The following is a 21,977-nucleotide window of genomic DNA, read 5'->3' on the forward strand; positions in this document are numbered from 1 at the left end:
TTAGCCAAGCGTCTGATACCAGGCGTTGAGGTTATGTGAGATGTCATCCGGCTGCTCGGAATGGAGATTGTGGCCCCCCTCTAGCGTGATATGACGCAAACGGGGGGCCAGGCTGGCTAAACGGGATGCCAAGTGATGAAACTTGGCATCCCGCCGACCTGAAAAATACCCCACCGGTAGCGAGGTATCTTCCAGCCACTGCCAAAGCGAGGGCTGATGACCGAGGGAGGTCGCCCGCAGCATTTTGGCGACAGCAGGCCCGTGATTAGCGCCGAGACGACGTTGAATCTGCCGAGTCCGCTGGACCTCCGTTAGATCGGCGAACACCGGCTGCTGATACCAGTCGGCAAGCACATCCTCTAATGGCTCCTGCTCGAAACGTGTTGCCCAGCGTTCATCGTGGGCAATACGTGCAGAGCGCTCGTTTGCAGGCAGCCCTGGGTGAGCGCTCTCCAGCCAGAGCGCTTCCAGCCCCGATGGCTGACGGCTGGCATGATAAAGCGCCAAACGCCCGCCCAGGGAGTAGCCCAGCAGGCAGTAGCGACTAACGCCTCGATCTATCAATGTGTCGCAAAGCCAGTGGTGAAACGCCTCAAACGAGGCTACCCGTACTCGGTGATTCTGGCCGTGCCCTGGCAAGTCCAGCGCCAGGCAATCTACCCCATCCAAGCCAGCACTCACCTCCGCCCAGTCGTGGCGGTCGCCCAGCAAGCCATGCAGCAGTACCAGAGTTGGCGCCTGCGTCTGAAATTTACTGCTCACGCGTCTCCCCTCGAATCTCTTCACCAAGATCCTTGAGATCATCGGCGACCTGCTGATGGGGTACGTTAACCTCGATCAACGTAACGCCCGCCTGCAGTGCCTGGGTGTAGGCCGCCGAGAAGGCATCCAATGAGCTGGGCGCTGAATAGCCAAGCCCAAACATCTTCGCCGCATGCTCGAAGTGTAAGCCATGGGGCTGGCGGTAATAGCGCTCCAGCAGTTCGCCCTCTTTGGGCACCGGCAGCATATGGAAAATACTGCCGCCATCGTTATTGAGGATAACCACCACCAGGGGCTGGGAGGCCCGTTTCAGCAACGCCAAGCTGTTGAGGTCATGTAGCGCGCTGGTATCCCCCAACACGATAGTCGTGGGTTCCGAGCATGTGCAGCTGAGGCCATAGGCCGTTGCGATCAGGCCATCGATACCCGACGCGCCACGATTAGCCAATACCCGCAGCGGCTTTTGGCGATGCTTCCCCAGCATATTCATTAGCCGCGCAGGCAGGCTGTTGCCTATAAACAGCTGCCCTTCAGCCAACTGTGCTAAAAGGTGGCAAACACCCACTTCTGAGAATGCCGTACACCGCTCTTCCACAAGCAGGCTGGTGCGGTGTTGGAGACTACCCAACTGATGCCAAGGCGATTGTTCTGAGTGCGTTGGCAAATCAGCGACAAAGTCGGCAGGCGAGCATATCAAACGGCGCTTAACGCAGTAGTCAGGATCCAGCCGCTGGGGCAGCGGATCAACCAACCAGACATCCTGCCAGGGCTGCTGGGCAATAAATTGGCTTAACCGCTTGGAGATTAACCGACCGCCAAACTGGAGCAGCACTTCTGCCTTGGCGAGTTCAGCGCTGAAACGCTCATCATGCAGCGCCAGATCAAAGTGAATCAGGTTGTAAGGGTCAAACCGAACCTGGCTCTGTATGTCGGCTAGCAGCGGCCAGCCGAGTTGCTTGGATAGCTCAACAGCATACTGCGCCTGATGGGAATCATCAACACTGTCTTCAACCCTGCCAACCACAATCAGGCCCCGCTGCTGGGCAAACGTTTCCCACTCGTTGTTGAGCGCTGGAACCACCGTACTGGATGACCAATTACTCCACGGCTTTGAAGTCGTCAGCCAATCCCCCAGCGGTGCGAGATAGTCACTAGCATCCATAGGGCAACTGCCAGGATAAAGCGGTTCGCGATAACGGCAGTTAATATGGATGGGCCCAGGGGTGCGACGCTGCTGGTCGACGGCTTGGTCAAGGGTGCTGAGTAGAAACGCTGCTTTTATCTCAGCATCTGGCGGCGGCAGGTCGTGGTGAACAGTGGTGTGTCGGGAGAAAATATCCCGCTGGTCAATCGCCTGGTTGCTGCCGTTATCCAGCAGCTCAATGGGGCGGTCGGCAGAGAGGACGATAAGCGGCACGCCGAGCAGTTTGGCTTCCACCACTGCCGGGTAGAGGTTCGCGACGGCAGTGCCCGAAGTGGTGATAACCGCCACCGGGCGCTGACTGCCACGGGCAATACCGAGCGCCATAAAGCCTAGCCCACGCTCATCAAAGTGGCAGTGGCAGCGCAGCCCGGCGTGTTCGCTGGCGGCCATGGTTAACGGCGATGAGCGAGAGCCCGGCGCCAGCACTACGTCGCGCACGCCTAAGCGGTAGAGTTCTTCCAGCATCAGCGCCGCCCACACATGATTAAAGGTGGCGTGCTCTTTCGCAATACCGCTCGATGTTAGTGCCGTCATATGCATTATCCCATCCCAAGCAGCGACATAATGTCAGCGATTTTAGTATCCAGCTCGCGCCACTCCTCGCCCGGCTGGGAGCCTGCCACAATGCCTGCACCGGCATAAAGACGAATCGCTTCTGGGCCGATATGGGCACAGCGAATAGCCACCGACAGATCGCTACTGGTGTGGCTGATTCGGCCGAACACGCCCGCATACCAGCCGCGGCGATGGCGCTCATGGTGGCGAATAAATGCCAGCGCCGACTCGCGGGGAACACCGCCTACCGCCGGGGTAGGCGGCAGCACTGAAAGCAGTTGCTGGTCGGAGACGTCACTGCGAAGCTCGGCGTGAATCAGACGACGGATATGCTGCACGGAGCGCAGCTTAACAATATGCGCCTCGCCCATATGAAAGTGAGAAGAAAGCGGCTCAAGCTGGGTCAAAAGCTGCTGATAGACGCACTGGTTTTCCAGGCTGTTTTTCTTATCGGCCAGCAGTTCATTGGCAAGCCCTTGATCTTGCTGGGCATCCCGCCCGCGGCGCGTGGTGCCCGCCAGTGCTTCGGTCGTTAAATGCCTACCTTCACGCTTATAGAGTTGCTCCGGTGGGCAGCCGATAAACGCCTCATGCGGGGTCAATTGGACGCCAAAGTGAAAACAGTCGGCGGCACCAGCCTGCCAGCGCGCAAGCAGCGCCCAAGGGCTGGGCGTTTCAGATGTCGTCAGGTACGTCTCCCGGGAAAGCACTACCTTGGGCGTGTGAGCCAGATGGTCTGGATTAGTGATTTGCACCACCGACGCCGCCCACTCTTGCTGGGAAGGGCGGTCTTCACGCTGATAAATATGCGGCAGCAAGTGAGGCAGCGGTTGCTCCGCTTCCAGCGCAGCCAAACAGCTGCGAGCCTGGGCTATTTCGGCCTCTGGGCAGCGGTCGTCAAAGCGCAGATTGAGTGATAGCGTCACCCCAGTTTGTTGGCGCCTAAGCTCTATACGCGGCAGCAAAAAATGGCAGCCAGGAAAGTGCTGCCACCCAGGCGTATTGGTGTCGAAAGCCATGCCGCCGAAGTAGTCCGGCTGCTCGCCACCCAAATCAGCCAGCGTAGCAAGGTCAGCCTGCAGCGCGGCTAGTGAACCAAACGCCTTAACAGCCCCCAACGCCGCATACTCAACGGCACCAGCTTCACGGGATTGCCAATAGAGGCGGGGATAAACGCTCTGCACGTTTAACCACCCCATCAGGTTACCGACCTGACAGGGCGTACTTAGACGTATAAACCCTTTTTGTGCGCTATCACTAAGCGCATCAAGCTGCTGCTTAAGTGCTTCAATAGGGTGTATAGAGTACATAATTCGCCTTTTAGGCAAGCGTGACTAGCGCCGCATATTTGTATTGTCTAAATAAGTTGCCAATCATCGCGTAAACTCCTGACACAGAACACCCACAGTGTGGGGTAAGGCGACACGAATAGCTTTGACTTAAGTCTACTTTTTAGCACTTAATCATACATTGCTGAATGTTTGGTAATTGCCACGCCAGCCACTGTTGAAACGAGAACAGAGGAATATCGACATAATGGAACGACTCGCTAAGCGCCGCCACTACCAAGCCTGGTTGCTAGCCGCTCGCCCCCGAACACTTCCGCTGGCGTGCGCGTCGATTCTGCTGGGCAGTGGGCTAGCGGCGAGTGCGGATGCTTTTAATGCTGGGGTGCTGTTGCTTGCCCTGCTGACCGCGATTGCCCTCCAGGTACTCTCCAACCTGGCCAACGATTATGGTGATGCCGCGTCTGGTGCCGATGATCAGGCGCGCATTGGGCCGGTGCGGGCGGTCTCTTCAGGCTTGCTAAGCCCACAGGCTATGCGCAGAGGGATGGTGGTAACGGGCATTGTTGCAGCGTTATTAGGACTGTTGTTACTGGTGACCGCCTTTGGCAACCAGTGGGGGCAAATTGCCACCTTTGTACTCCTAGGCGCTGCCGCTTTATTAGCAGCGGTGACCTATACCGTTGGGCTGGGGCACACACCCTATGGGTATCGGGGATTAGGCGATATTTCAGTCTTTGTGTTTTTTGGACTGCTCGGCGTATTGGGCACCTACTATCTACATGTACAGCAACTAAGTTGGTTGCCCTTTCTGCCCGCGGCGGCGTGTGGGCTGCTGGCAACCGCGGTGCTCAATGTCAATAACGTACGCGATATAGAAAGCGACGCGCGCAACGGCAAAATCACCCTTGCAGTGCGGTTAGGCCGCGCTAACGCGATTAACTACCACTGGGCATTGCTGGGCATGGCGCTGCTGCTAACCTTGATCTATTTGGTTGCCCTGCCGGTACCGCTGTTGGGGTGGAGCTGCCTGCTGGTGGCCAAACCGCTTTCTGATGCTGCCAGAACATTAAACCTTAGCCGCGATGGCGAGACTCTGACCGCCATGCTGAAGAAAACAGCCATTTCAACACTGCTTTACAGCGTGCTGCTGTCTATTGGCTTGGCGCTGTTTTAGTGAACGCTAACAGCGGGGCAGCCACCCCGCTGACAGTCGGCTAACGTTAACGACGCGAGCCTTACAGCACTACTTCATAACCCTCAAACTTGGGCGGGCCAAGGTAAATGCCTTCGGGCGCTTTGGCGTTGGCGTGAGCTTTGCGGAACGCATCTGACTTGGTCCAGTCGCGGAAGGCTTCTTCCGACTCCCACACGCTGTGGGAGATAAACACGGTGTGATCTTCCTGGCTTTCACCCTGCAGCATCTTAAATTGCTTGAAGCCCGGCACTTCATCCAGGTGAGAGTCACGGTTGCGCCACACTTCTAAAAAGTCCTCTTCGCGGCCTGGGGCAATCCGAAAACGGTTCATGGCGATATACATAATGACGCTCCTGTTCAACGGGTTCTGCTAGGTAAGTGACGCAAATAGTGGCTTGATGGTAACGTTCTGGGGTTATGACGAATAGCTCCCATCACGAATAAGCTTCCCGGCGAATAGCCCGCATCGCCCAGGTAACAAATGGCTAAGGCACCCATTCAGGTCGTTTGGTTCAAACGCGATTTACGCATTCATGATCACGCGCCGCTTTTTAACGCAGCCGCGGCTGGCCCCGTGCTGCCCGTATTCGCGATAGAACCTGACCAGTGGCAAGCACCGGACAGCGCGCTGCGCCACTGGCAATTTGCTGCCGACTCGCTGGCTGATCTTTCTCAAGCGCTGATAACGCTGGGTTTGCCGCTGTGCCTATGGCAAGGCAGCATGCTTGAGCTGCTGGCCGCGTTTAAAACGCACTATGGCGAGCTTGTCCTTCACTCCCACGAGGAGACCGGTAACGCCTGGAGCTTTGCCCGTGACCTCGACGTCAAAGCATGGTGCCAGCAGCACGACACGCCATGGCATGAAGTGCGCCAGCACGGCGTAGTGCGTGGTTTAACGTCGAGAGTGGCCGACCGCAACGCATGGGAAAAACAGTGGGAAACGTTAATGACGGCTCCCACCCCCACTGCCCCGCAAAACGCCCAGGCGGCCGAGGGCTGGCAAGCCTTTCACCATATTGATGTCGAACAGCTTCACAGCCTGACGCTAGGGTTTGATACCACGCCCTGCCCCGAGCGCCAGCCAGGGGGGCGAAGCGAAGGGCGCGCAGTATGGCGCAGCTTTGTAAGCCAGCGCGGGCGGCGCTATCGCGGCTCGCTTTCCAAACCGCTGCTGGCCTGGGAATTTGGCTCACGGCTTTCGCCTCACTTGGCCTGGGGCACGCTCTCCATGCGCGAAGTGGTGCAGTCGCTGCGCCGCCAGCGGAAAAAGCATACAGAAGACACACCCTGGTCACGCTCACTGCGCGCCTTTGCCTCCCGGCTTCACTGGCACTGCCACTTTATTCAAAAGCTCGAAAGTGAGCCGAGCATAGAGTCACAAACGCTGCACCCCGCGCTGCGTGACCTGCGGGAGCGCGACCCCGAACACCCCAACCTGATTGCTTGGAAGCGTGGCCAAACCGGCGTGCCATTGGTGGATGCCTGCATGCGCAGCCTGATCGCTACCGGTTGGATCAACTTTCGCATGCGCGCCATGTTGCTCTCCCATGCCACCTTTGGCCTTGGGCTGCATTGGTACGAACCTGCCCTGCACTTGGCGCGGCTGTTTACCGATTTTGAGCCCGGCATTCACTACTCCCAAGTGCAGATGCAGGCAGGCGCCACGGGCACCAATGCCCTGCGGGTGTATAACCCCATCAAACAGGCGGAGGATAACGACCCTACCGGAGAGTTTGTCGCCCGCTGGGTGCCGGAATTAACGACACTGCCGTTAGAGTGGCGCGCCAAGCCCTGGGCGGTACCGGAAAGTTTGCGCCAACGATTTGGTTTTCAGCCCGGCGAGCACTACCCGCTGCCCAACGACTTTGAAACCGAAGCTCGGCATTGGAAGAAGATGCTGTATGAGCTTCGCCGCACGCCAGAGGCCAGAGAAGCCAGCCAAGCCATTGTGGATAAGCTTGCTAGCCAGCGAAGACCACCCACTCAGCGCGCTAAAAAAGCAAAACCCGCCAATCGCCAGCAGCTTTCGCTGTTTGATAATGGCGGGTTGGAGGATTTGTAGCGGTTATGCTTGGATATGGCTAACTAAGCTCTTCGCCATAAGGCGTGGCCGCATCGGGGGAGATCACGGCATAGAATCTGCGATATGAGAAAGCCCTGTCATTCTTCATATTGCTGATGTTCTCAGCGAAATGATTTAGCAATGCCGCCAGGCGTTACCCGTCCTGCGTCTCGCTTGAAGAGCAGCCGACATGTGCTTCCTCAACTGACAGGAAAGTACCTAACGTTTGGTTAAGGGGCGAGCTTTAGACCGTCCCAGCGAGCGATTTATATTTTCTGGTACAAGCTTGTAACTTCCAGCTGGGCTAGCTTTTGAAAAACTGAGACCTTATTCCTAACAGCCTGCACCATGCGATCTACTTGCTCAATGTCCTGTTCATTTTTCCTAAGAAACATAAAGGAGCCCACATCAGACATGACATTAAATACTGAAATTCTTAACTCATCGTTAGATATGATTTGCACTTCATTAAAAGCCCGCATGTAGCTTTTATATTCTTCTGCATCAGGTGAGCCGCTTTTGAATAAATGACACTGTATAAGTTCTTGAGACCGAGCAAGAAACTCTACATATTTAGACTTCTTTTCTTCTTGAAGGCTATAAAAGCGATTTTTAGCGTCTTTGCTTTCTTCATGGGACTGAGTTTTTACTAAAACAAAGTATCCTGAAACTGCAGAGATCAAGGCTCCAAGGCCAATCTTTACAGCAGTATCAAGCACTGAAACTAAAGTTAAGTCCATCCTTGGTTCCTGATTCGGGATAAAATATAGTGCCTCAATAACCGGCGCAGCTTTACTGCGTCCGGCGCCGTAGGCGCGAAGTTAATTGAATTGTTACGCGTCACCTGACAATTCCGCTACTAGTGGCTCATGCGGCGCACCAGCTTGCAATGCATTCCAGATTTCTAAAACCTTTTCACGATTTCGCTCTAGCCAACTAGAGACATCGCTATCATATTTTTTAGATAAACTACCTTCAATTCGCTCGCTTGACCCTATGGCATAGCTAGCGGCATGTTGCTGTCTTCCGTAGTCAATATGAATATGGGGAAGGCTGTGCCCTTTTTCTTGGTAAATTTTGATCTTCATGTTCTTTCTCTTCGCCAAGAGAATTTCCATGAATCCATTACCTGCCGAGCGGCTTGGCTCAGTTAATAGGTCTTTCTGAGCAAAGAGTCTTTGCAACTCATTAAATTCTTCATCAAGACTCATGCATCACCCATAGACGTGTAACAGGTATTAGACAGCGCTTTCTATGATTGGATGAACGCGCCGACATGATTATTCACACAATGCAGCCTAAAAAACCCTTCCAACCCTATGATTCTTTTAATTATTAACAGGCTGCATATCCAAAACACACATGCCTGCTGCATTTCTTGGCACCGCCGCCTTGGGCGGCTAACTATCTTTCTGCTTCTCTCATCCGCCGTACCGAACCCAGCTTAGCACAGGGCGCTTAGGGCGCCTGACTATCTCAACTTCGGGCTTTCAACGCCTATAAAAAAACCCGCCATCGTCAACAGCTTTCACTGTTGACGATGGCGGGTTAGGTGATGCTTTGAAGGTATTAGCTAAGCGCTTCCAAAGACTGCTCGATAATACTCAAGCCTTCTTCCAGTACCGCAGAAGAAACCGTCAGCGGTACCAGAATACGAATGCTGTTGCCGTAGAAGCCACAGGAAAGCAGGATCAAGCCTTTCTCGCGGGCTTTGGCACAGAGCGCACCGGTGAGCGCTGTATCGGGTTTCCCTTCGCTATCAAGCAGTTCGAACGCTGCCATGGCACCGAGCTGGCGGCCGTGGGCCACGGCGGGGAAGCGCTCTTCCCACACCGCGAAACGCTCTGCCAGCATTTTGCCCATCTGCTCGCTGCGGGCCAGGATGTTCTCTTCTTCGATCGCTTCGATCACCGCCAGGGCCGCCGCGCAAGAAAGCGGGTTGCCGCTGTAGGTGCCGCCTAGTGAGTTAGGGCCAGAGGCGTCCATCACCTTGGCGCTACCCACCACCGCCGAAAGCGGCATGCCGTTGGCCAGGCTTTTGGCGGTGGTCAGAATATTCGCCTCAATGCCGCTGTGTTCGAGGGCAAACAGCTTGCCGGTGCGGGCAAAGCCGGACTGCACTTCGTCGGCAATCAGCAGAATACCGTGCTCGTCACACAGCGCGCGCAGCGCTTTCAGGTAATCCGGTGACGCAATATAGAAGCCGCCTTCGCCTTGTACCGGCTCAATCACGATGGCCGCCGTGCGGTGGGGGGCGATATCGGTTTTGAACAGCGTGCGAATGGCGTTCAGCGAGGCTTCTTCGCTAATGCCGTGCAGCGGATTCGGGAACGGTGCGCGGAACACGTCGCCCGGCATCGGGCCGAAGTCGTTCTTGTAGGGCAGCACTTTGCCGGTCATCGCCAGGGTCATCATGGTACGACCATGGAAGGCACCGTCGAAGGTGATGATGCCGGTGCGGCCAGTGGCGGCGCGGGCAATCTTCACGGCGTTTTCTAGCGCTTCGGCACCGGTATTCACCAGCATCGCCTTGCGCTCTGAGCCGCGCACGGGGCTTAGTTCGCAGAGTTTTTGGCACAGCTGCACGTAGGGCGCGTAGGAGATGACCGCGGCGCTGGTGTGCATAACTTTCTTGAGCTGCGCTTCAACGGCGGCGACAATTTTAGGGTGACGGTGGCCCAGGTTTAGCACACCGATACCGCCGGCGAAATCGATCCAGCGGTTGCCGTCGGCATCCCACAGCTCAGCGTTTTCAGCGCGCTCGGCAAACTGGGTCGTCGGCGTGGCGGCACCGTTGGCCACATAGCGGTTTTTCAGGTCATTCAGTTCTTGGTTAGTCATCATCGTTCTCTTTATAAGCCGCCAACGCAGACGTATTTCAGTTCAGTAAATTCATCAAGACCGTGGTGTGAGCCTTCACGGCCCAGACCGGACTCTTTTACACCGCCAAACGGCGCCAGCTCGGTGGAGATCAACCCTTCATTCACGCCGACCATGCCGTACTCTAACTGCTCCATGGTGTGCCAAATGCGGCGATAATCCGTGGCATAGAAGTAGGCTGCCAAGCCAAATGGCGTATCGTTAGCCATCGCGATGGCTTCTTCATCGCGATGGAAGCGGAACACTGGTGCTACCGGGCCGAAGGTCTCCTCATCGGCCACGGCCATCTTGGTGGTGACATCGGCCAGCACTGTAGGTGTATAGAAGCGCTCGCCCGCCGCGTGAGGTTTACCGCCGCATAGCAACCGCGCGCCCTGATTCAACGCGTCGTCCACATGGCGCTGAACCTTATCGACCGCCGCTTGGTTGATCAGCGGGCCGATGATGCTACCTTCCGCAAGGCCATCACCGACTTTTAGCGCGTTCACTCGCTCGGTCAGCTTGCTGACGAATGCGTCGTAAATACCGTCCTGAACCAGGAAGCGGTTGGTGCAGACGCAGGTTTGCCCGGCATTACGGAATTTGGAGGCGATGGCGCCATCAACCGCGGCATCCACATCGGCGTCGTCAAACACAATAAAGGGCGCGTTGCCACCCAGCTCCATGGCGGTTTTCTTCACCGTGCTGGCGCACTGTGCGAGCAAGTGCTTACCCACTGGGGTAGAGCCAGTAAACGAAACTTTGCGCACCCGTGAATCAGTGGTGAGCACTTCACCCACGGCGGCCGGTTTTGAGGCGGTAATGACGTTAATGGTGCCCGCAGGCAGGCCCGCTTCCAGAGCTAGGTAGGCAGCGGCAAGCGCGGTGAGCGGCGTGGCTTCAGCAGGCTTGATAACCACGGTGCAGCCAGCGGCCAGGGCCGGGGCGCACTTACGGGTAATCATCGCCAGCGGGAAGTTCCACGGGGTAATCGCCGCGACAACTCCCACCGGCTCGCGCAGCACCAGCAGGCGCTTATCCGCGCCGTGGCTGGGCAGGGTTTCCCCGGCCATGCGCTTGGCTTCTTCAGCGAAGAACTCAATAAACGAGGCGCCGTAGGTGACTTCGCCTTTGGCTTCCGCCAGCGGTTTGCCCTGTTCCAGGGTCATCAAGCGGGCCAGGTCATCGGCGTGCTCATTAATCAGTTCAAACCAGCGACGCAGCAGCGCTGAGCGCTGTTTCACTGGGGTGGCGCGCCAGTCAGCGCCAGCATTGTAGGCGGCGGCCACAGCATCGCGGGTATCGTCGGCGCCCATATCGGCCACCCGGGCAATGGTTTCACCGGTAGCGGGATTATCCACCGCAAAGGTTTGTTGGCCTTTACGCCACTCGCTGCCTACCAAGGCAGGAACCGCATCGTGCAACCACTGTTCGATAAAGCTCATGGCTATCTCCTCAATTATGTATGTGGGCGATGATTGACTAGTCGATCTTCATATGACGGTCGCTGTAATCACGCCCGTAGGTGCGCAGTGCATGCACATAAAGCACGATGCCCAGCGCCGCCCAGCCAGCAAAGATGGTCCACTCCGCGCCACTAAGCGCCGCGGGGCTACCCGGTAGGTAAAGGCACGCCATAGCAAAGGAAAGAATGATCGCCAAGGTGCCGCACAGCTTGCCGTTGCTGACTTTGAACGGGCGTGGCATATCCGGCTCGCGCACCCGCAGTACCACGAAAGAGATCGCCACAAACAGGTAGGCAATCACAATGCCTAAGCCACCGGCGTTAACGATCCACACCAGTGCTGGGCGGCCAAAGAAGGGTGCCAAGCAAGAGAGAAAGCCCATCATAAAGATGGCATTGGTTGGGGTTCTGTAGCGAGGATGCAGCTTGGCGAACGGCGCAGGCAGCATGCCCGCTTTAGCGAGGGCATAAATCGCCCGGGAGCCGCCAATATAGAAGGCGTTCCAGCTAGTAATGATGCCTGCAATACCCGCTATGACCATTAAGTTGCTGGCCCACCCGGCATTGAATAGGCTGCCCATGGCATCCGGCACGCTGAGCGAGCTTGCCGCCAATTCCTCACTGTTCAGCGCAAGGCTGGTCGCTAGAATAATCAGCGCGTACCACACCACCGCCAGAATGACTGACATCATCAGTACTTTGCCGATGGCTTTATAAGGTAGGTTGATCTCTTCGGCGGCCTGGGGAATAACGTCAAAACCCACAAACAGGAACGGCACCATGACCAGCACGGCGACAATACCTGCGAATACGCCGGAGTCGGCCTGGGTGAACAGCGGCATCATGTTGATGGTTTCGCCTTCAAACAGCGAACCGGTCACAAACATCACCCCCACCACCAGAATCAACCCAGTCACTACCTTTTGCAGCAGCGCAGCAGTGGTTACGCCGAAGTAGTTAATAATCATCATGGCCAGCGAGCCGCCCACGCCTACCGCAACCCAGGTGGCTTTCACTTCCCACCCGGCAATTGTCCAGAGGTGGCCAACAGCATAGTTGGGCGCTAGGTGTTCGATCACCGTGGGAAGTGCGACGGCTTCAAAGGCCACTACGCTTAAGTAGCCTAAAATAATCGCCCAGGTACACAAGAAAGAGGATAAGTGACCCAGGGCACGGTAGCTGTAGACGTGCTCGCCACCCACTTTAGGCATCGCAGCGGCAAGCTCCGCATAAGTAAGGCCGACCAAGACAATCGCTAAGCCGCCGATAATAAAGGCTATAATGGCGCCCAGGCTGCCAGCGGATTGAATCGCGGTACCGGTAAGCACAATCCAGCCCCAGCCGATCATCGCGCCGAAAGCCAGCGCTAGTACATCGCCACGGGCAAGTACCCGGACGAGCCCTTCCTGTTCTGATGTGGGTGTGGTCATTGTAAATTGTCCTGCGAGTTATTGGATGTTGTCGTAGGCGCTCAGGGGCGCAGTATCCTGATCCTGTTTTAGCCGTCTCGCTTTAAGCAGGCGCGTTTTAAACGGTCTTGCTAAATAGGATAGCCACAAGCTAGCAGGCGGGAGAGAAAACACGAATGCACCACTTTTGTGTTTAACTAGACCACTTTTTATATGCACCGAAAGGGTGCATTATTTTCATATGGCTTTCGTCTAAGTACCCGCCGTTAGCGGGTTAAGCGTGATTAAGGGGTGTCCAGATGGATCGCAAGGAGGTCGTGCACCAACTTGTACAACTTTATGCACTCCAGCCGGAACGGTTGAGTAAGCAGGTTCGTATAGAGCAAGCATTGCGCCAGGCCATTACCCAGCAGTGGCCTTCCGGCCTGCGGCTGCCCTCCCATCGCCAGTTGGCGGATGCCCTCGGCGTTGCCCGCCAGACCCTGGCGCTGGCGATTCATACGCTACTCGAAGAGGCACTGCTGAAAACCGCCCATGGCCAAGGCACCTGGACGTGCCGGCCCGTGACCACAAGCCTTTCCCCACGTGGCAATGCCCAGCTCTCTTCACGCGCCCAGCGAGTGCTGGAGGGCCCTGGCGCTAGCATGATCCAAAGCGGCGCCTTCGTGCCCGGCATTCCCGATATCGCCCAGTTTCCGATGCGTAAATGGCGGCAGCTCTACGCCAGTGTGACGGTGCCGCAAAACGCCCTGCTGCTCTCCTACTCCACCGGTGGCTACGGCCCGTTGAAGCGCGCGATACGCGATTTTTTGGCGCGCTGGCGCAATATCAATTGCGACACGGAGCAGATCATCATCACCGACGGCACCCATAACGGCATTGAGCTATGCGCCGTGGCGCTGGCCGATGTGGGCGACACCGTTGCCATGGAGTCGCCCTGCTACTGGGGAGCGCGCAATGTCTTTACCGCCGCAGGTTTGGAAATTAAGCCAGTGCCGTGGCTGCCAGGTCAGGGGCACGTCCTTCCGCCTGCTCCTGAACCGGTAAAACTGGCCTACTTAACCGGCTCGCACCACTACCCACTCAGCGTGCCTACCAGCGCGGTGGATAAACAGCGCTTATGCGTTGCCTTAGCGCCTGCTTATATTGTCGAAGATGATTACGAGTTTAACCGCGACGACCACCCCAACCTGCTTTTCGACCCACACTCGGAGCGCCACTTGCTGGTGGGCTCGTTTTCCAAGATGATGTTTCCAGGACTGCGCTTAGGCTATTTAGTGGTACCGCGTCATTTAGCCGGGCCAATGAACCGCCTGCGCAGTGAGCTTTTTCGTGAAGGTCGCATGCTGGATCAGGCCGTGCTGGCGCAGTTTATTTTTGATGGTGATCTAGATGCCTGGTGTCGGCGCATTCAGCGCGACTACTTAGGGCGCCAGCAGGTGCTGCATGATCAACTACGCTCGCTGCCGCAGGTACGTAGCGTTTCGCCGCCGAGCAGCGCCATTAGTCTGTGCGTGGAATTTGAACCGGACGTTAACGATGTAGGGATCGCTCAATCACTGCTGAAAGAGCATTTGATCGTGCGCCCATTAAGCCCAGTGTGTGCACCAACAGATCCGCGGGTTGGCTTGGTGATGGGTGTTGGGATGCTGTCAGGAGAAACGCTGGTGCGTGAAGCGCAGCGCCTGCGTCGCAGCCTGGAAGCGCTGCTGCGCTAGGCGCTACTGATAGAACATGGGTAATGGCTCATTTGTTACTAATTTGTCATACGGAAGCTCTTCTCAACACCTTACCCACAAGCTTTCCATGACTTATCCACAAGAATATATTCACAAGGACTTTTATGCGTTCCCCTGTTGATGATTTTGGCGTTGTCTCTTCGGTCGCTTTTTCTAGGCTACGTCTGTGGGTATCGCTAGCGTTCGTGCTACTGCTCTCTGGCTGCGCCACCTTTGCCCCTAACCCGCCCCAGGATCAAAGCAACATCTGCGAGATATTCCGCGAACAGCCTAGCTGGTACGACTACGCCCAGGAGTCAGAAGAGAAGTGGGGCACACCAATTGCCACCCAGATGTCGTTTATTCAGCAGGAGTCTTCGTTTCGTAGCCATATCCGCCCAGACCGCAAATATTACCTAGGCTTTATCCCCGGCCCACGCCCCTCCTCCGCCAAAGGCTACGCCCAGGCCCAAGACCCGGTGTGGGGCGAGTACCAAGACCAGGCGGGCAGCCTGTTTGCCCGGCGAACCCATATGAAGCACGCCACGGACTTTATTGGCTGGTATAACCGGCGCTCCCAGCAGCAGGCGGGTATATCGCTAAGCAATCCTGAGCACCTCTACTACGCCTATCACGAAGGCGCAGGCGGCTACCAGCGAGGCACTTACCGCGGCAAGCCTCAGGTATTGAGTGCGGGCAGACAAGTGGCGTCGCGCGCTAATCGTTACCAATCCCAGCTCAACGCTTGCGAAGCGGAGTTCCAGTGCCGCAAGTTTTACCAGGTCTGGCCATTCTGCCGTAGTTAAGGGATAGACGATGTCACTATGGATTGGTGTAGCCCTGGTTAGCGTGGTGTTTTTTACCTCCATGCTCTCTGGGGTATTTGGTATGGCAGGCGGCTTGGTACTGCTATGGTTTTTGCTGCTGATCTTTCCCGCGGGTACGGCGATGGCCGTGCACGGAGTGATACAGCTCACGGCGAATGGTTCGCGAGCCTGGCTATCACGGCGCTACATTGTCTGGCGCATTGTCGCTTTTATGACGCTAGGTGTAGTAAGCGCCGCAGGTCTACTGCTGCTATTCAACTACAGCCCTAATGCCGCTAGCGTATCGATTTTGATCGGTTTGATGCCCATCTTGGTGTGGATGCCCAAGCGCTGGTTTCACCTGGACGCTAACCGCGCCAGCCACGCACTGTGCTGCGGTATCGCGTCTGGTGGTTTAACGATAGCGGCAGGGGTTTCCGGGCCGCTGATTGATATCTTCTTTGTGCGCTCACGTATGGATCGCCGCCAAGTCGTGGCGACCAAGGCGATGATTCAGGTAGTCGCCCACAGCATTAAAATTATTTTCTATCTGGGCGCTGCGATGGCACTGAGCGCCGGAGAATGGGGCATCGTCTTGCTGGCAGCCCCCTTTGCCATGCTCGGCACTCAAGCGGGGAACCGCATTTTACATCGCCTCACAGATGCCAATTTCCGCACCTGGACCCGCTGGATCGTAACCGGCATTGGTATTTTCTACCTTGCGCAAGGGATCTTCCTGCTCACCCGCTAGCGTTGAGTGAGATAAACGCGGGCTTCCCGTTGATGCCTATACTGACCGTAGCCATCAACGGAGGTCGCTATGGATTATCATCACTACCGAGAAGCCCTTACTGAAACTCTTGCCCAGAGTGAAGTGCCCTTTCCCGCTGCCGAATATGAGGCGCGTCTAGATAAGGTGCGCCATGCCATGGCTCAGGGCGAACTGGAGGCGCTGCTGCTGACCGACCCCGCCGATATTAATTACCTCACTGGCTACCACACCTTTGAAGTCTCGGTGCACGCCTGTTTGGTCTGCACGCAAGAGAAACTAGTGCTGCAAGTTGCCTCAATTGAAACCGGCGCGGCGGTGGTCACCGCCCGAGTCGATGAGATTATCGGCTACCGCTGGGAAAACCTGGATGAAATCATCACGCCGCTGGCAGATCTGCTGACCCACTGCCAGCAAATCGGTATAGATGGCTGGAGCAGCGGGCTGCGCTTCGGCGTTATTGATGCACTGATGCAGACCATTGGCCGCGAACGCTTCAGCGAAGCAGGCGCGTTAGTCGACGCCATTCGAATTGTGAAAAGCCCTGCCGAACTGAAGATGCTGCAGGAGAGCGCGCGAATTACCGCCCTAGGCTTAGAAACCGCAATTCAGAGCATTCGCCCCGGTATGACCGATAACGATGTTGCCGCTGTGGGAGCCAAAGCGCTGCTCGAAAACGGCAGCGAGTTTATGAGCCTGCAGCCGATTGTGACCAGCGGGCACCGTATTGGCGTGATACACGTTAATCATAAGCGGCGTGTCATTCAGCCTAACGAGCCAGTGTTCTTAGAGTTTGGATCCACTTATCAACGCTACACGGCCCCCATGATGCGCACTGCGGTGACGGGCGCTCCCAACACGGCCCTCGCAGCCACCCGCGACCTTTGTCGTTCGATATTTGAAGCCCTTTGCGACGCCATGCGGCCCGGCAATAGCTTTGATGCTGCCGCTCAAGCCGCCGATGCTGTTCTCTCCCCGCATCGTGACCAGTATTTCTTCTCTGGCGTGTTTGGCTACGCCGTAGGGGCGCAGTTTCCGCCTAGCTGGGTCGAGGGCACCGGGTTTATCGCCAAAGGCCAGGCCCGCACCTTTGAAGCTAATATGGTCTTTCACCTACCGCTCTGCCTGCGGGTACCCGGTCAGTGGGGCATCGGAATAAGCGACACCGTGGTGGTAACCGAACAGGGGGCCAAGCCGCTGACCAATAACGACTGGCAGCTGTTTGAGGCGCCCTCATAGCGATTGCATTGACACTTCTATTGAGTAGCGCTATCGTCATCACAGATGCAAATGAGAAACACTCTCTTTATTTTATCGAGTAGATGATGGGATCTGTGCCCATCGGTAGCCACCAGTGTGAGGTATCAGTGGGATGACTAGCGAACAGCGACAACTTCGCCAAACGGTCATGTTTTTGCGCACCTCTTTTGAAGCGGTTCAGCACTCTATTGCTGGCCGCCTGGAAGACCCGCTGCCCTGCTGGCTCGATACCAGTATGCTCAATATGCTATCGCGGGAGCTCACTCGCTGCTGCCAACAAGCCAAGCCGCTGTTCGCCCCACCGGTCACCGAACAGCTGTTTATCGCCTCCCAGCAGTGCGAGCTGCTGCTCAAACAGTGCCCCGGTGTACTCAGTAGCGCCGTTTGCCACCGCCAGCTAGCCGCTATTATGTTGCCGCTCGCCACCGCGCTTCAGCAGATCGACACCCCTGCCAAGCGGCGTTGGCCCTGGCAGCGGCGCTAGCAACAAGCCGATTTAACTTCCCCCGCTTTTTCTAAAGCGGGGGTTTTGCTTTTAGGGCTAGGCACACAGAGTAACGGCCTGAAAATACTAGGGTTGGCGTTAACTAGTAAACTGGTCTATTCTGGTGCGTACTATTTCATCGAAGCATTCAAAAGGAGCTTAATTGATGGCTTTCGAAACACTGTTTAACCCCATCCAAGTGGGTAGCCTATCGATTCCTAACCGCGTGATTATGGCGCCGCTGACGCGTGCGCGTACACCCGATAGCGTTCCGGGTAAGATGCAAGAAGCTTATTACGGTCAACGCGCTGGCTCGGGACTAATCATCAGCGAAGCTACCAACATCTCTCCTACTGCCCGTGGTTATGTGTATACGCCCGGCATTTGGACGGATGAGCAGGAAGCCGGCTGGGAAGGCGTGGTCAATGCGGTACACGCTAAAGGTGGCCGTATTGCCTTACAGCTTTGGCACGTTGGGCGTGTTTCTCATGAAATGGTTCAACCTGACGGCCAACAGCCCGTTGCGCCGAGTGCGCTGAAAGGTGAAGGCGCCCAGTGTTTCGTAGAGTTCGAAGATGGCACCGCCGGTCAGCATCCCACCAGCACACCACGCGCGCTGGAAACCGACGAGATCCCCGGCATTGTCGAAGACTACCGCCAAGCGGCCGAGCGTGCCAAGCGTGCCGGTTTCGATATGGTCGAAGTACACGCGGCAAACGCCTATCTGCTTAACCAGTTCCTGGCGACCGGCACCAATCAGCGTACCGACCAATACGGCGGCTCGCTGGAAAATCGTGCACGCTTCCCGCTGGAAGTGGTCGACGCCGTGATTGGCGTCTATGGCGCTGATCGAGTGGGCATCCGCATGACGCCGTTTATCGAACTGTTTGGCTTGACCGACGACGAGCCTGAAGCGATGGCGTTCTACATGGCCGAACAGCTTTCCAAGCGTGGCCTCGCCTACCTCCACCTGAACGAACCCAACTGGGCCGGTGGCGATATCACCTTCCCTGACGGTTTCCGCGAGCAGATGCGTGAGCGCTTTAGCGGCAGCCTCATCTACTGCGGTAACTACGATGCAGAGCGCGCTGAAGCACGCATTGGTGAAAACACCACCGACGCTGTTGCCTTTGGCCGCCCCTATATCGCTAACCCGGATCTACCGGAACGCTTCCGTGTTAATGCGACGCTCACCGAGCCGAACTACGAAACGTTCTACGGCGGTGATGAAAAGGGCTATACCGACTATCCATTTATGGATAACGGCCATGATCGTAGAAGTTAAGACACGGTTCATTTAGCGGATTGCTAAGTCCTTAAGACTAAAAAGCATCACTTCGGTGATGCTTTTTTTATACCTACTTATAGCAAAACGCTGCTAGGCTATTGATTCTTTCGTTTGAACGAAAAGGTGTTGAATGCTTAGTTCGTTATTTGCACTAATGGTATCTCTTCTGCTGGTTGGCCTTACCGCCACAACTGGCGCACGCTTTCGGCCCGATAGTTGGTACCGCGAACTAAGTAAACCAAACTGGACACCACCGGATATCGCTTTCCCTATCGCCTGGGGCATACTTTATTTATTGATGGCGATAGCGGCGTGGCGTATCTATATGGCCGATGACTCAGCATTGCGCACGGCAAGCTTATTGGCTTATGCGCTACAGCTTTTGGCCAATGCCGCCTGGTCGTGGCTTTTCTTTGGGCGTAAACAAATTGTCGCTGCACTGGCAGATATCATGGTGTTACTGGCATTAATTACTATCGCCATTGCACTGTTTTTCCAGGTTAGCACGCTAGCCGCGTGGCTTATGGTGCCCTACTGGCTCTGGGTAGCACTTGCACTAGCCCTTAATGCGACTATTTTACGGTTAAATAAAGCCTGAGCGCTGATTAATAAAAAAAGGGTTTTGAGAGTATGGATCGCACCACCACTATAATAGTACTCGCCTTCGCTTCACTGGTGTTAGGCGCGATGGCAACAGCGATATTTATTTACATCATTGTGCCCTGGCGTCGACGACGGCGTGCAGAGAAAGCCGAAGCCGCTACCCCTCGTCCGGTACAAACAGGCAACTCTGACAAAGAGCAGGAACCTGAGCCCCCCGTATCGTCCAAGAAAACTAAAAACGTTAAGCAGCACTCGCTATTTATTATCTTTGATCAGCCAAGTGAAGATTCAGACGAGCGCCTTACCCATTGGCTACGGGAAAAAGGCGCCCGCTACGACGCTCTCAAAAAGATATTGTTAATCGACGGTCAGCAGCCATCTAACCCCGTCACGGTCGCCAATGCCTTTCCACCTGGGGAAATGCCTGACCTACTGCGTGGGGAAACCCATGAACCCATCAGGGGTATTAGCCTGTTAGTGAAACCACCGCTACGTAAGCGACGTAATCAACAAATGCATGTCTATGTAGAACTCGCCAAAGAAATGCAGACACTGTTTAGCGGTAAAATGCTCGATGCCGAACGAGAATCTACTACGGACGACACCTTTGAACGAATTATTGGCTAGCGAATTGAGTCTCGCTACACAACGCCTTGGCTGCGCAGGTAGTCGTCATAGCTGCCGCTGAAATCGACAATACCTTCCGGCTGCATATCAATAATGCGCGTGGCCAGTGAAGAGACGAATTCGCGGTCGTGGCTAACGAACAGCAGCGTGCCAGGGTAATTCTCCAGCGCCAGGTTCAACGCCTCGATGGACTCCATATCCAAGTGGTTCGTCGGCTCATCCATCAGCATCACGTTGGGCTGAGTAAGGATTAACTTACCGAACAGCATACGCCCCTGCTCGCCGCCGGAAATCACCTTCACCGACTTACCGATATCATCGCTGGAAAACAGCATCCGCCCCAGGGCACCACGAACCACCTGCTCGCCACCTTGAGTCCATGCCGACATCCACTCAAACAGAGTGGCATCGACGGCAAAATCATCGCTGTGATCCTGGGCGAAAACCCCGATCTCCGCGGCTTCGGTCCACTTCACTTCGCCAGCGTCTGGGTGCAACTCGCCCGCCAAGGTTTTAAGCAGCGTGGTTTTGCCGATGCCGTTGGGGCCGATGATGGCAATACGCTCGCCGGCTTCCACGGTCATGGAGAGGCGTTCGAACAACGACGGGCCATCGTAGGCTTTGGTAATGCCATCCACATTGACGGCATTACGGTGAATTTTCTTGTTCTGGTCGAAGCGGATAAACGGACTGACACGGCTGGAAGGCTTGATGTCTTCCAACTTGATTTTGTCGATCTGACGCGCCCGCGAAGTAGCCTGCTTGGCCTTCGAGGCGTTGGCAGAGAAGCGGCTTACGAACTGCTGCAGCTCAGCAATCTGGGCTTTTTTCTTGGCGTTATCCGAGTGCTGACGCTCGCGAACCGCAGTGGCGGCGGTCATGTAATCATCGTAGTTACCCGGGAACAGGGTAATTTCGCCGTAATCCAGATCCGCCATATGGGTGCAGACGCTATTTAGGAAATGGCGGTCGTGGGAGATGATGATCATGGTGCTGCTGCGCGCTTTGAGAATATCTTCCAGCCAGCGGATGGTGTTGATATCCAGGTGGTTGGTGGGCTCATCCAGCAGCAGTACATCCGGGTCAGAGAACAGCGCTTGGGCCAGCAGCACGCGCAATTTCCAACCGGGAGACACTTCGCTCATCGGTCCGGTGTGCTGCTCGATGGGGATACCCAAGCCGAGCAGCAGCTCGCCCGCGCGGGACTCAGCGGTGTAGCCATCCAGCTCGGCAAAGCGTACTTCCAGATCAGCAACGGCCATGCCGTCCTCTTCGCTCATTTCTGCCAGCGAGTAAATACGCTCGCGCTCGGCAGCCACCGACCAGAGCTCTACATTGCCCATGATCACGGTGTCGATGACGCGCTCGTTTTCAAACGCAAACTGATCCTGACGCAGCTTACCCAACCGCGTACTGCTATCCAGCATCACCTGGCCGGAAGAGGGCTCCAAATCGCCACCGAGAATTTTCATAAAGGTGGATTTGCCACAGCCGTTCGCACCGATCAGGCCGTAACGGTTGCCGTTATTGAATTTAACGGAGACATTTTCAAACAGGGGCTTAGCCCCAAACTGCATGGTGATATTGGCGGTAGCGATCACGGAAGAGCCCTGGTTAGCGCA

20 protein-coding genes are annotated in these 21,977 nt (G+C 56.0%); 10 read left to right on the forward strand and 10 right to left on the reverse strand.

The features are described from left to right. The 3 genes from menH to QHL1GM_RS10455 are packed head-to-tail and all read right to left on the reverse strand — an operon-like array spanning position 1 to position 3,831. A complete protein-coding gene (menH, locus tag QHL1GM_RS10445; RefSeq protein WP_071694424.1) occupies positions 1-762 on the reverse strand; it encodes a 2-succinyl-6-hydroxy-2,4-cyclohexadiene-1-carboxylate synthase in 762 nt (253 codons plus the stop codon). Next, positions 752-2,500: a 2-succinyl-5-enolpyruvyl-6-hydroxy-3-cyclohexene-1-carboxylic-acid synthase gene (gene menD, locus QHL1GM_RS10450; protein ID WP_071695971.1), complete on the reverse strand. Its 1,749-nt coding sequence runs from the start codon at positions 2,498-2,500 to the stop codon at positions 752-754. Before menD ends, menH begins: the two co-directional genes overlap by 11 nt. A gap of 5 nt (positions 2,501-2,505) precedes the next feature. Beyond that, entirely contained in the window at positions 2,506-3,831 is a 1,326-nt protein-coding gene (locus tag QHL1GM_RS10455) for an isochorismate synthase MenF (RefSeq protein ID WP_071694425.1), read from the reverse strand. A gap of 226 nt (positions 3,832-4,057) precedes the next feature. On the opposite strand from QHL1GM_RS10455, the gene QHL1GM_RS10460 reads away from it, so the two are divergent. Beyond that, positions 4,058-4,984 carry a 1,4-dihydroxy-2-naphthoate polyprenyltransferase gene (locus tag QHL1GM_RS10460; RefSeq protein ID WP_071694426.1) on the forward strand — a complete coding sequence of 309 codons (927 nt, stop codon included), beginning with the start codon at positions 4,058-4,060 and terminating at the stop codon, positions 4,982-4,984. A gap of 61 nt (positions 4,985-5,045) precedes the next feature. On the opposite strand, the gene QHL1GM_RS10465 is transcribed toward QHL1GM_RS10460, so the two are convergent. Continuing rightward, a complete protein-coding gene (locus QHL1GM_RS10465; RefSeq protein ID WP_035560873.1) occupies positions 5,046-5,348 on the reverse strand; it encodes an antibiotic biosynthesis monooxygenase in 303 nt (100 codons plus the stop codon). A gap of 138 nt (positions 5,349-5,486) precedes the next feature. Here QHL1GM_RS10465 and QHL1GM_RS10470 point away from each other — a divergent pair, with 138 nt between their 5' ends. Beyond that, positions 5,487-7,067, forward strand: coding sequence for a cryptochrome/deoxyribodipyrimidine photo-lyase family protein (locus QHL1GM_RS10470; protein ID WP_071694427.1), 1,581 nt, complete (start codon positions 5,487-5,489; stop codon positions 7,065-7,067). A gap of 266 nt (positions 7,068-7,333) precedes the next feature. Here the strand turns inward: QHL1GM_RS10470 and QHL1GM_RS10475 are convergent, their stop codons facing one another. From QHL1GM_RS10475 to QHL1GM_RS10495, 5 genes are all read right to left on the reverse strand, one after another. Continuing rightward, entirely contained in the window at positions 7,334-7,807 is a 474-nt protein-coding gene (locus tag QHL1GM_RS10475) for a hypothetical protein (protein ID WP_071694428.1), read from the reverse strand. Positions 7,808-7,900: 93 nt separating this feature from the next. After that, positions 7,901-8,278, reverse strand: a complete 378-nt coding sequence (locus tag QHL1GM_RS10480; RefSeq protein WP_071694429.1) for a DUF4160 domain-containing protein — start codon at positions 8,276-8,278, stop codon at positions 7,901-7,903. 358 nt (positions 8,279-8,636) lie between these two features. Beyond that, on the reverse strand, positions 8,637-9,908 hold the full coding sequence (gabT, locus tag QHL1GM_RS10485) for a 4-aminobutyrate--2-oxoglutarate transaminase (protein WP_071694430.1): 1,272 nt from the start codon (positions 9,906-9,908) through the stop codon (positions 8,637-8,639). An 11-nt stretch (positions 9,909-9,919) separates the two neighbouring features. Then, the gene (locus QHL1GM_RS10490; protein ID WP_071694431.1) at positions 9,920-11,371 is read right to left on the reverse strand and encodes an NAD-dependent succinate-semialdehyde dehydrogenase; all 1,452 of its coding nucleotides are present in this window, start codon (positions 11,369-11,371) and stop codon (positions 9,920-9,922) included. Positions 11,372-11,408: 37 nt separating this feature from the next. Next, on the reverse strand, positions 11,409-12,821 hold the full coding sequence (locus QHL1GM_RS10495; protein ID WP_071694432.1) for an APC family permease: 1,413 nt from the start codon (positions 12,819-12,821) through the stop codon (positions 11,409-11,411). Between the two features lie 278 nt (positions 12,822-13,099). On the opposite strand from QHL1GM_RS10495, the gene QHL1GM_RS10500 reads away from it, so the two are divergent. From QHL1GM_RS10500 to QHL1GM_RS10535, 8 genes are all read left to right on the forward strand, one after another. Beyond that, a complete protein-coding gene (locus tag QHL1GM_RS10500; RefSeq protein ID WP_071694433.1) occupies positions 13,100-14,518 on the forward strand; it encodes a PLP-dependent aminotransferase family protein in 1,419 nt (472 codons plus the stop codon). Positions 14,519-14,643: 125 nt separating this feature from the next. Further along, positions 14,644-15,324, forward strand: a complete 681-nt coding sequence (locus tag QHL1GM_RS10505) for a lysozyme-like domain containing protein (RefSeq protein WP_071694434.1) — start codon at positions 14,644-14,646, stop codon at positions 15,322-15,324. 10 nt (positions 15,325-15,334) lie between these two features. Next, positions 15,335-16,075, forward strand: a complete 741-nt coding sequence (locus QHL1GM_RS10510; protein WP_071694435.1) for a sulfite exporter TauE/SafE family protein — start codon at positions 15,335-15,337, stop codon at positions 16,073-16,075. A 69-nt stretch (positions 16,076-16,144) separates the two neighbouring features. Continuing rightward, positions 16,145-17,332, forward strand: a complete 1,188-nt coding sequence (locus QHL1GM_RS10515) for a Xaa-Pro peptidase family protein (RefSeq protein ID WP_071694436.1) — start codon at positions 16,145-16,147, stop codon at positions 17,330-17,332. Positions 17,333-17,465: 133 nt separating this feature from the next. Beyond that, positions 17,466-17,837, forward strand: coding sequence for a hypothetical protein (locus QHL1GM_RS10520; protein WP_071694437.1), 372 nt, complete (start codon positions 17,466-17,468; stop codon positions 17,835-17,837). Positions 17,838-18,003: 166 nt separating this feature from the next. Beyond that, a complete protein-coding gene (locus QHL1GM_RS10525; protein ID WP_071694438.1) occupies positions 18,004-19,122 on the forward strand; it encodes an alkene reductase in 1,119 nt (372 codons plus the stop codon). 133 nt (positions 19,123-19,255) lie between these two features. After that, positions 19,256-19,723 carry a TspO/MBR family protein gene (locus tag QHL1GM_RS10530; protein ID WP_071694439.1) on the forward strand — a complete coding sequence of 156 codons (468 nt, stop codon included), beginning with the start codon at positions 19,256-19,258 and terminating at the stop codon, positions 19,721-19,723. Between the two features lie 32 nt (positions 19,724-19,755). Further along, a complete protein-coding gene (locus QHL1GM_RS10535; RefSeq protein ID WP_071694440.1) occupies positions 19,756-20,355 on the forward strand; it encodes a cell division protein ZipA C-terminal FtsZ-binding domain-containing protein in 600 nt (199 codons plus the stop codon). Between the two features lie 14 nt (positions 20,356-20,369). Here QHL1GM_RS10535 and QHL1GM_RS10540 read toward each other — a convergent pair whose 3' ends face one another. Beyond that, positions 20,370-21,956, reverse strand: a complete 1,587-nt coding sequence (locus QHL1GM_RS10540; RefSeq protein WP_071694441.1) for an ABC-F family ATPase — start codon at positions 21,954-21,956, stop codon at positions 20,370-20,372. Positions 21,957-21,977: the final 21 nt, after the last annotated feature.

Source organism: Halomonas sp. QHL1 (assembly GCF_001882345.1).
Lineage (GTDB): Bacteria > Pseudomonadota > Gammaproteobacteria > Pseudomonadales > Halomonadaceae > Vreelandella.

Coding starts and splice junctions, on each gene's coding strand:
- menD (WP_071695971.1), bottom strand. CDS start 2,500: ATGACGGCACTAACATCGAGCGGTATTGCGAAAGAGCACGCCACCTTT.
- QHL1GM_RS10455 (WP_071694425.1), bottom strand. CDS start 3,831: ATGTACTCTATACACCCTATTGAAGCACTTAAGCAGCAGCTTGATGCG.
- QHL1GM_RS10460 (WP_071694426.1), top strand. CDS start 4,058: ATGGAACGACTCGCTAAGCGCCGCCACTACCAAGCCTGGTTGCTAGCC.
- QHL1GM_RS10465 (WP_035560873.1), bottom strand. CDS start 5,348: ATGTATATCGCCATGAACCGTTTTCGGATTGCCCCAGGCCGCGAAGAG.
- QHL1GM_RS10470 (WP_071694427.1), top strand. CDS start 5,487: ATGGCTAAGGCACCCATTCAGGTCGTTTGGTTCAAACGCGATTTACGC.
- QHL1GM_RS10475 (WP_071694428.1), bottom strand. CDS start 7,807: ATGGACTTAACTTTAGTTTCAGTGCTTGATACTGCTGTAAAGATTGGC.
- QHL1GM_RS10480 (WP_071694429.1), bottom strand. CDS start 8,278: ATGAGTCTTGATGAAGAATTTAATGAGTTGCAAAGACTCTTTGCTCAG.
- gabT (WP_071694430.1), bottom strand. CDS start 9,908: ATGACTAACCAAGAACTGAATGACCTGAAAAACCGCTATGTGGCCAAC.
- QHL1GM_RS10490 (WP_071694431.1), bottom strand. CDS start 11,371: ATGAGCTTTATCGAACAGTGGTTGCACGATGCGGTTCCTGCCTTGGTA.
- QHL1GM_RS10495 (WP_071694432.1), bottom strand. CDS start 12,821: ATGACCACACCCACATCAGAACAGGAAGGGCTCGTCCGGGTACTTGCC.
- QHL1GM_RS10500 (WP_071694433.1), top strand. CDS start 13,100: ATGGATCGCAAGGAGGTCGTGCACCAACTTGTACAACTTTATGCACTC.
- QHL1GM_RS10505 (WP_071694434.1), top strand. CDS start 14,644: ATGCGTTCCCCTGTTGATGATTTTGGCGTTGTCTCTTCGGTCGCTTTT.
- QHL1GM_RS10510 (WP_071694435.1), top strand. CDS start 15,335: ATGTCACTATGGATTGGTGTAGCCCTGGTTAGCGTGGTGTTTTTTACC.
- QHL1GM_RS10515 (WP_071694436.1), top strand. CDS start 16,145: ATGGATTATCATCACTACCGAGAAGCCCTTACTGAAACTCTTGCCCAG.
- QHL1GM_RS10520 (WP_071694437.1), top strand. CDS start 17,466: ATGACTAGCGAACAGCGACAACTTCGCCAAACGGTCATGTTTTTGCGC.
- QHL1GM_RS10525 (WP_071694438.1), top strand. CDS start 18,004: ATGGCTTTCGAAACACTGTTTAACCCCATCCAAGTGGGTAGCCTATCG.
- QHL1GM_RS10530 (WP_071694439.1), top strand. CDS start 19,256: ATGCTTAGTTCGTTATTTGCACTAATGGTATCTCTTCTGCTGGTTGGC.
- QHL1GM_RS10535 (WP_071694440.1), top strand. CDS start 19,756: ATGGATCGCACCACCACTATAATAGTACTCGCCTTCGCTTCACTGGTG.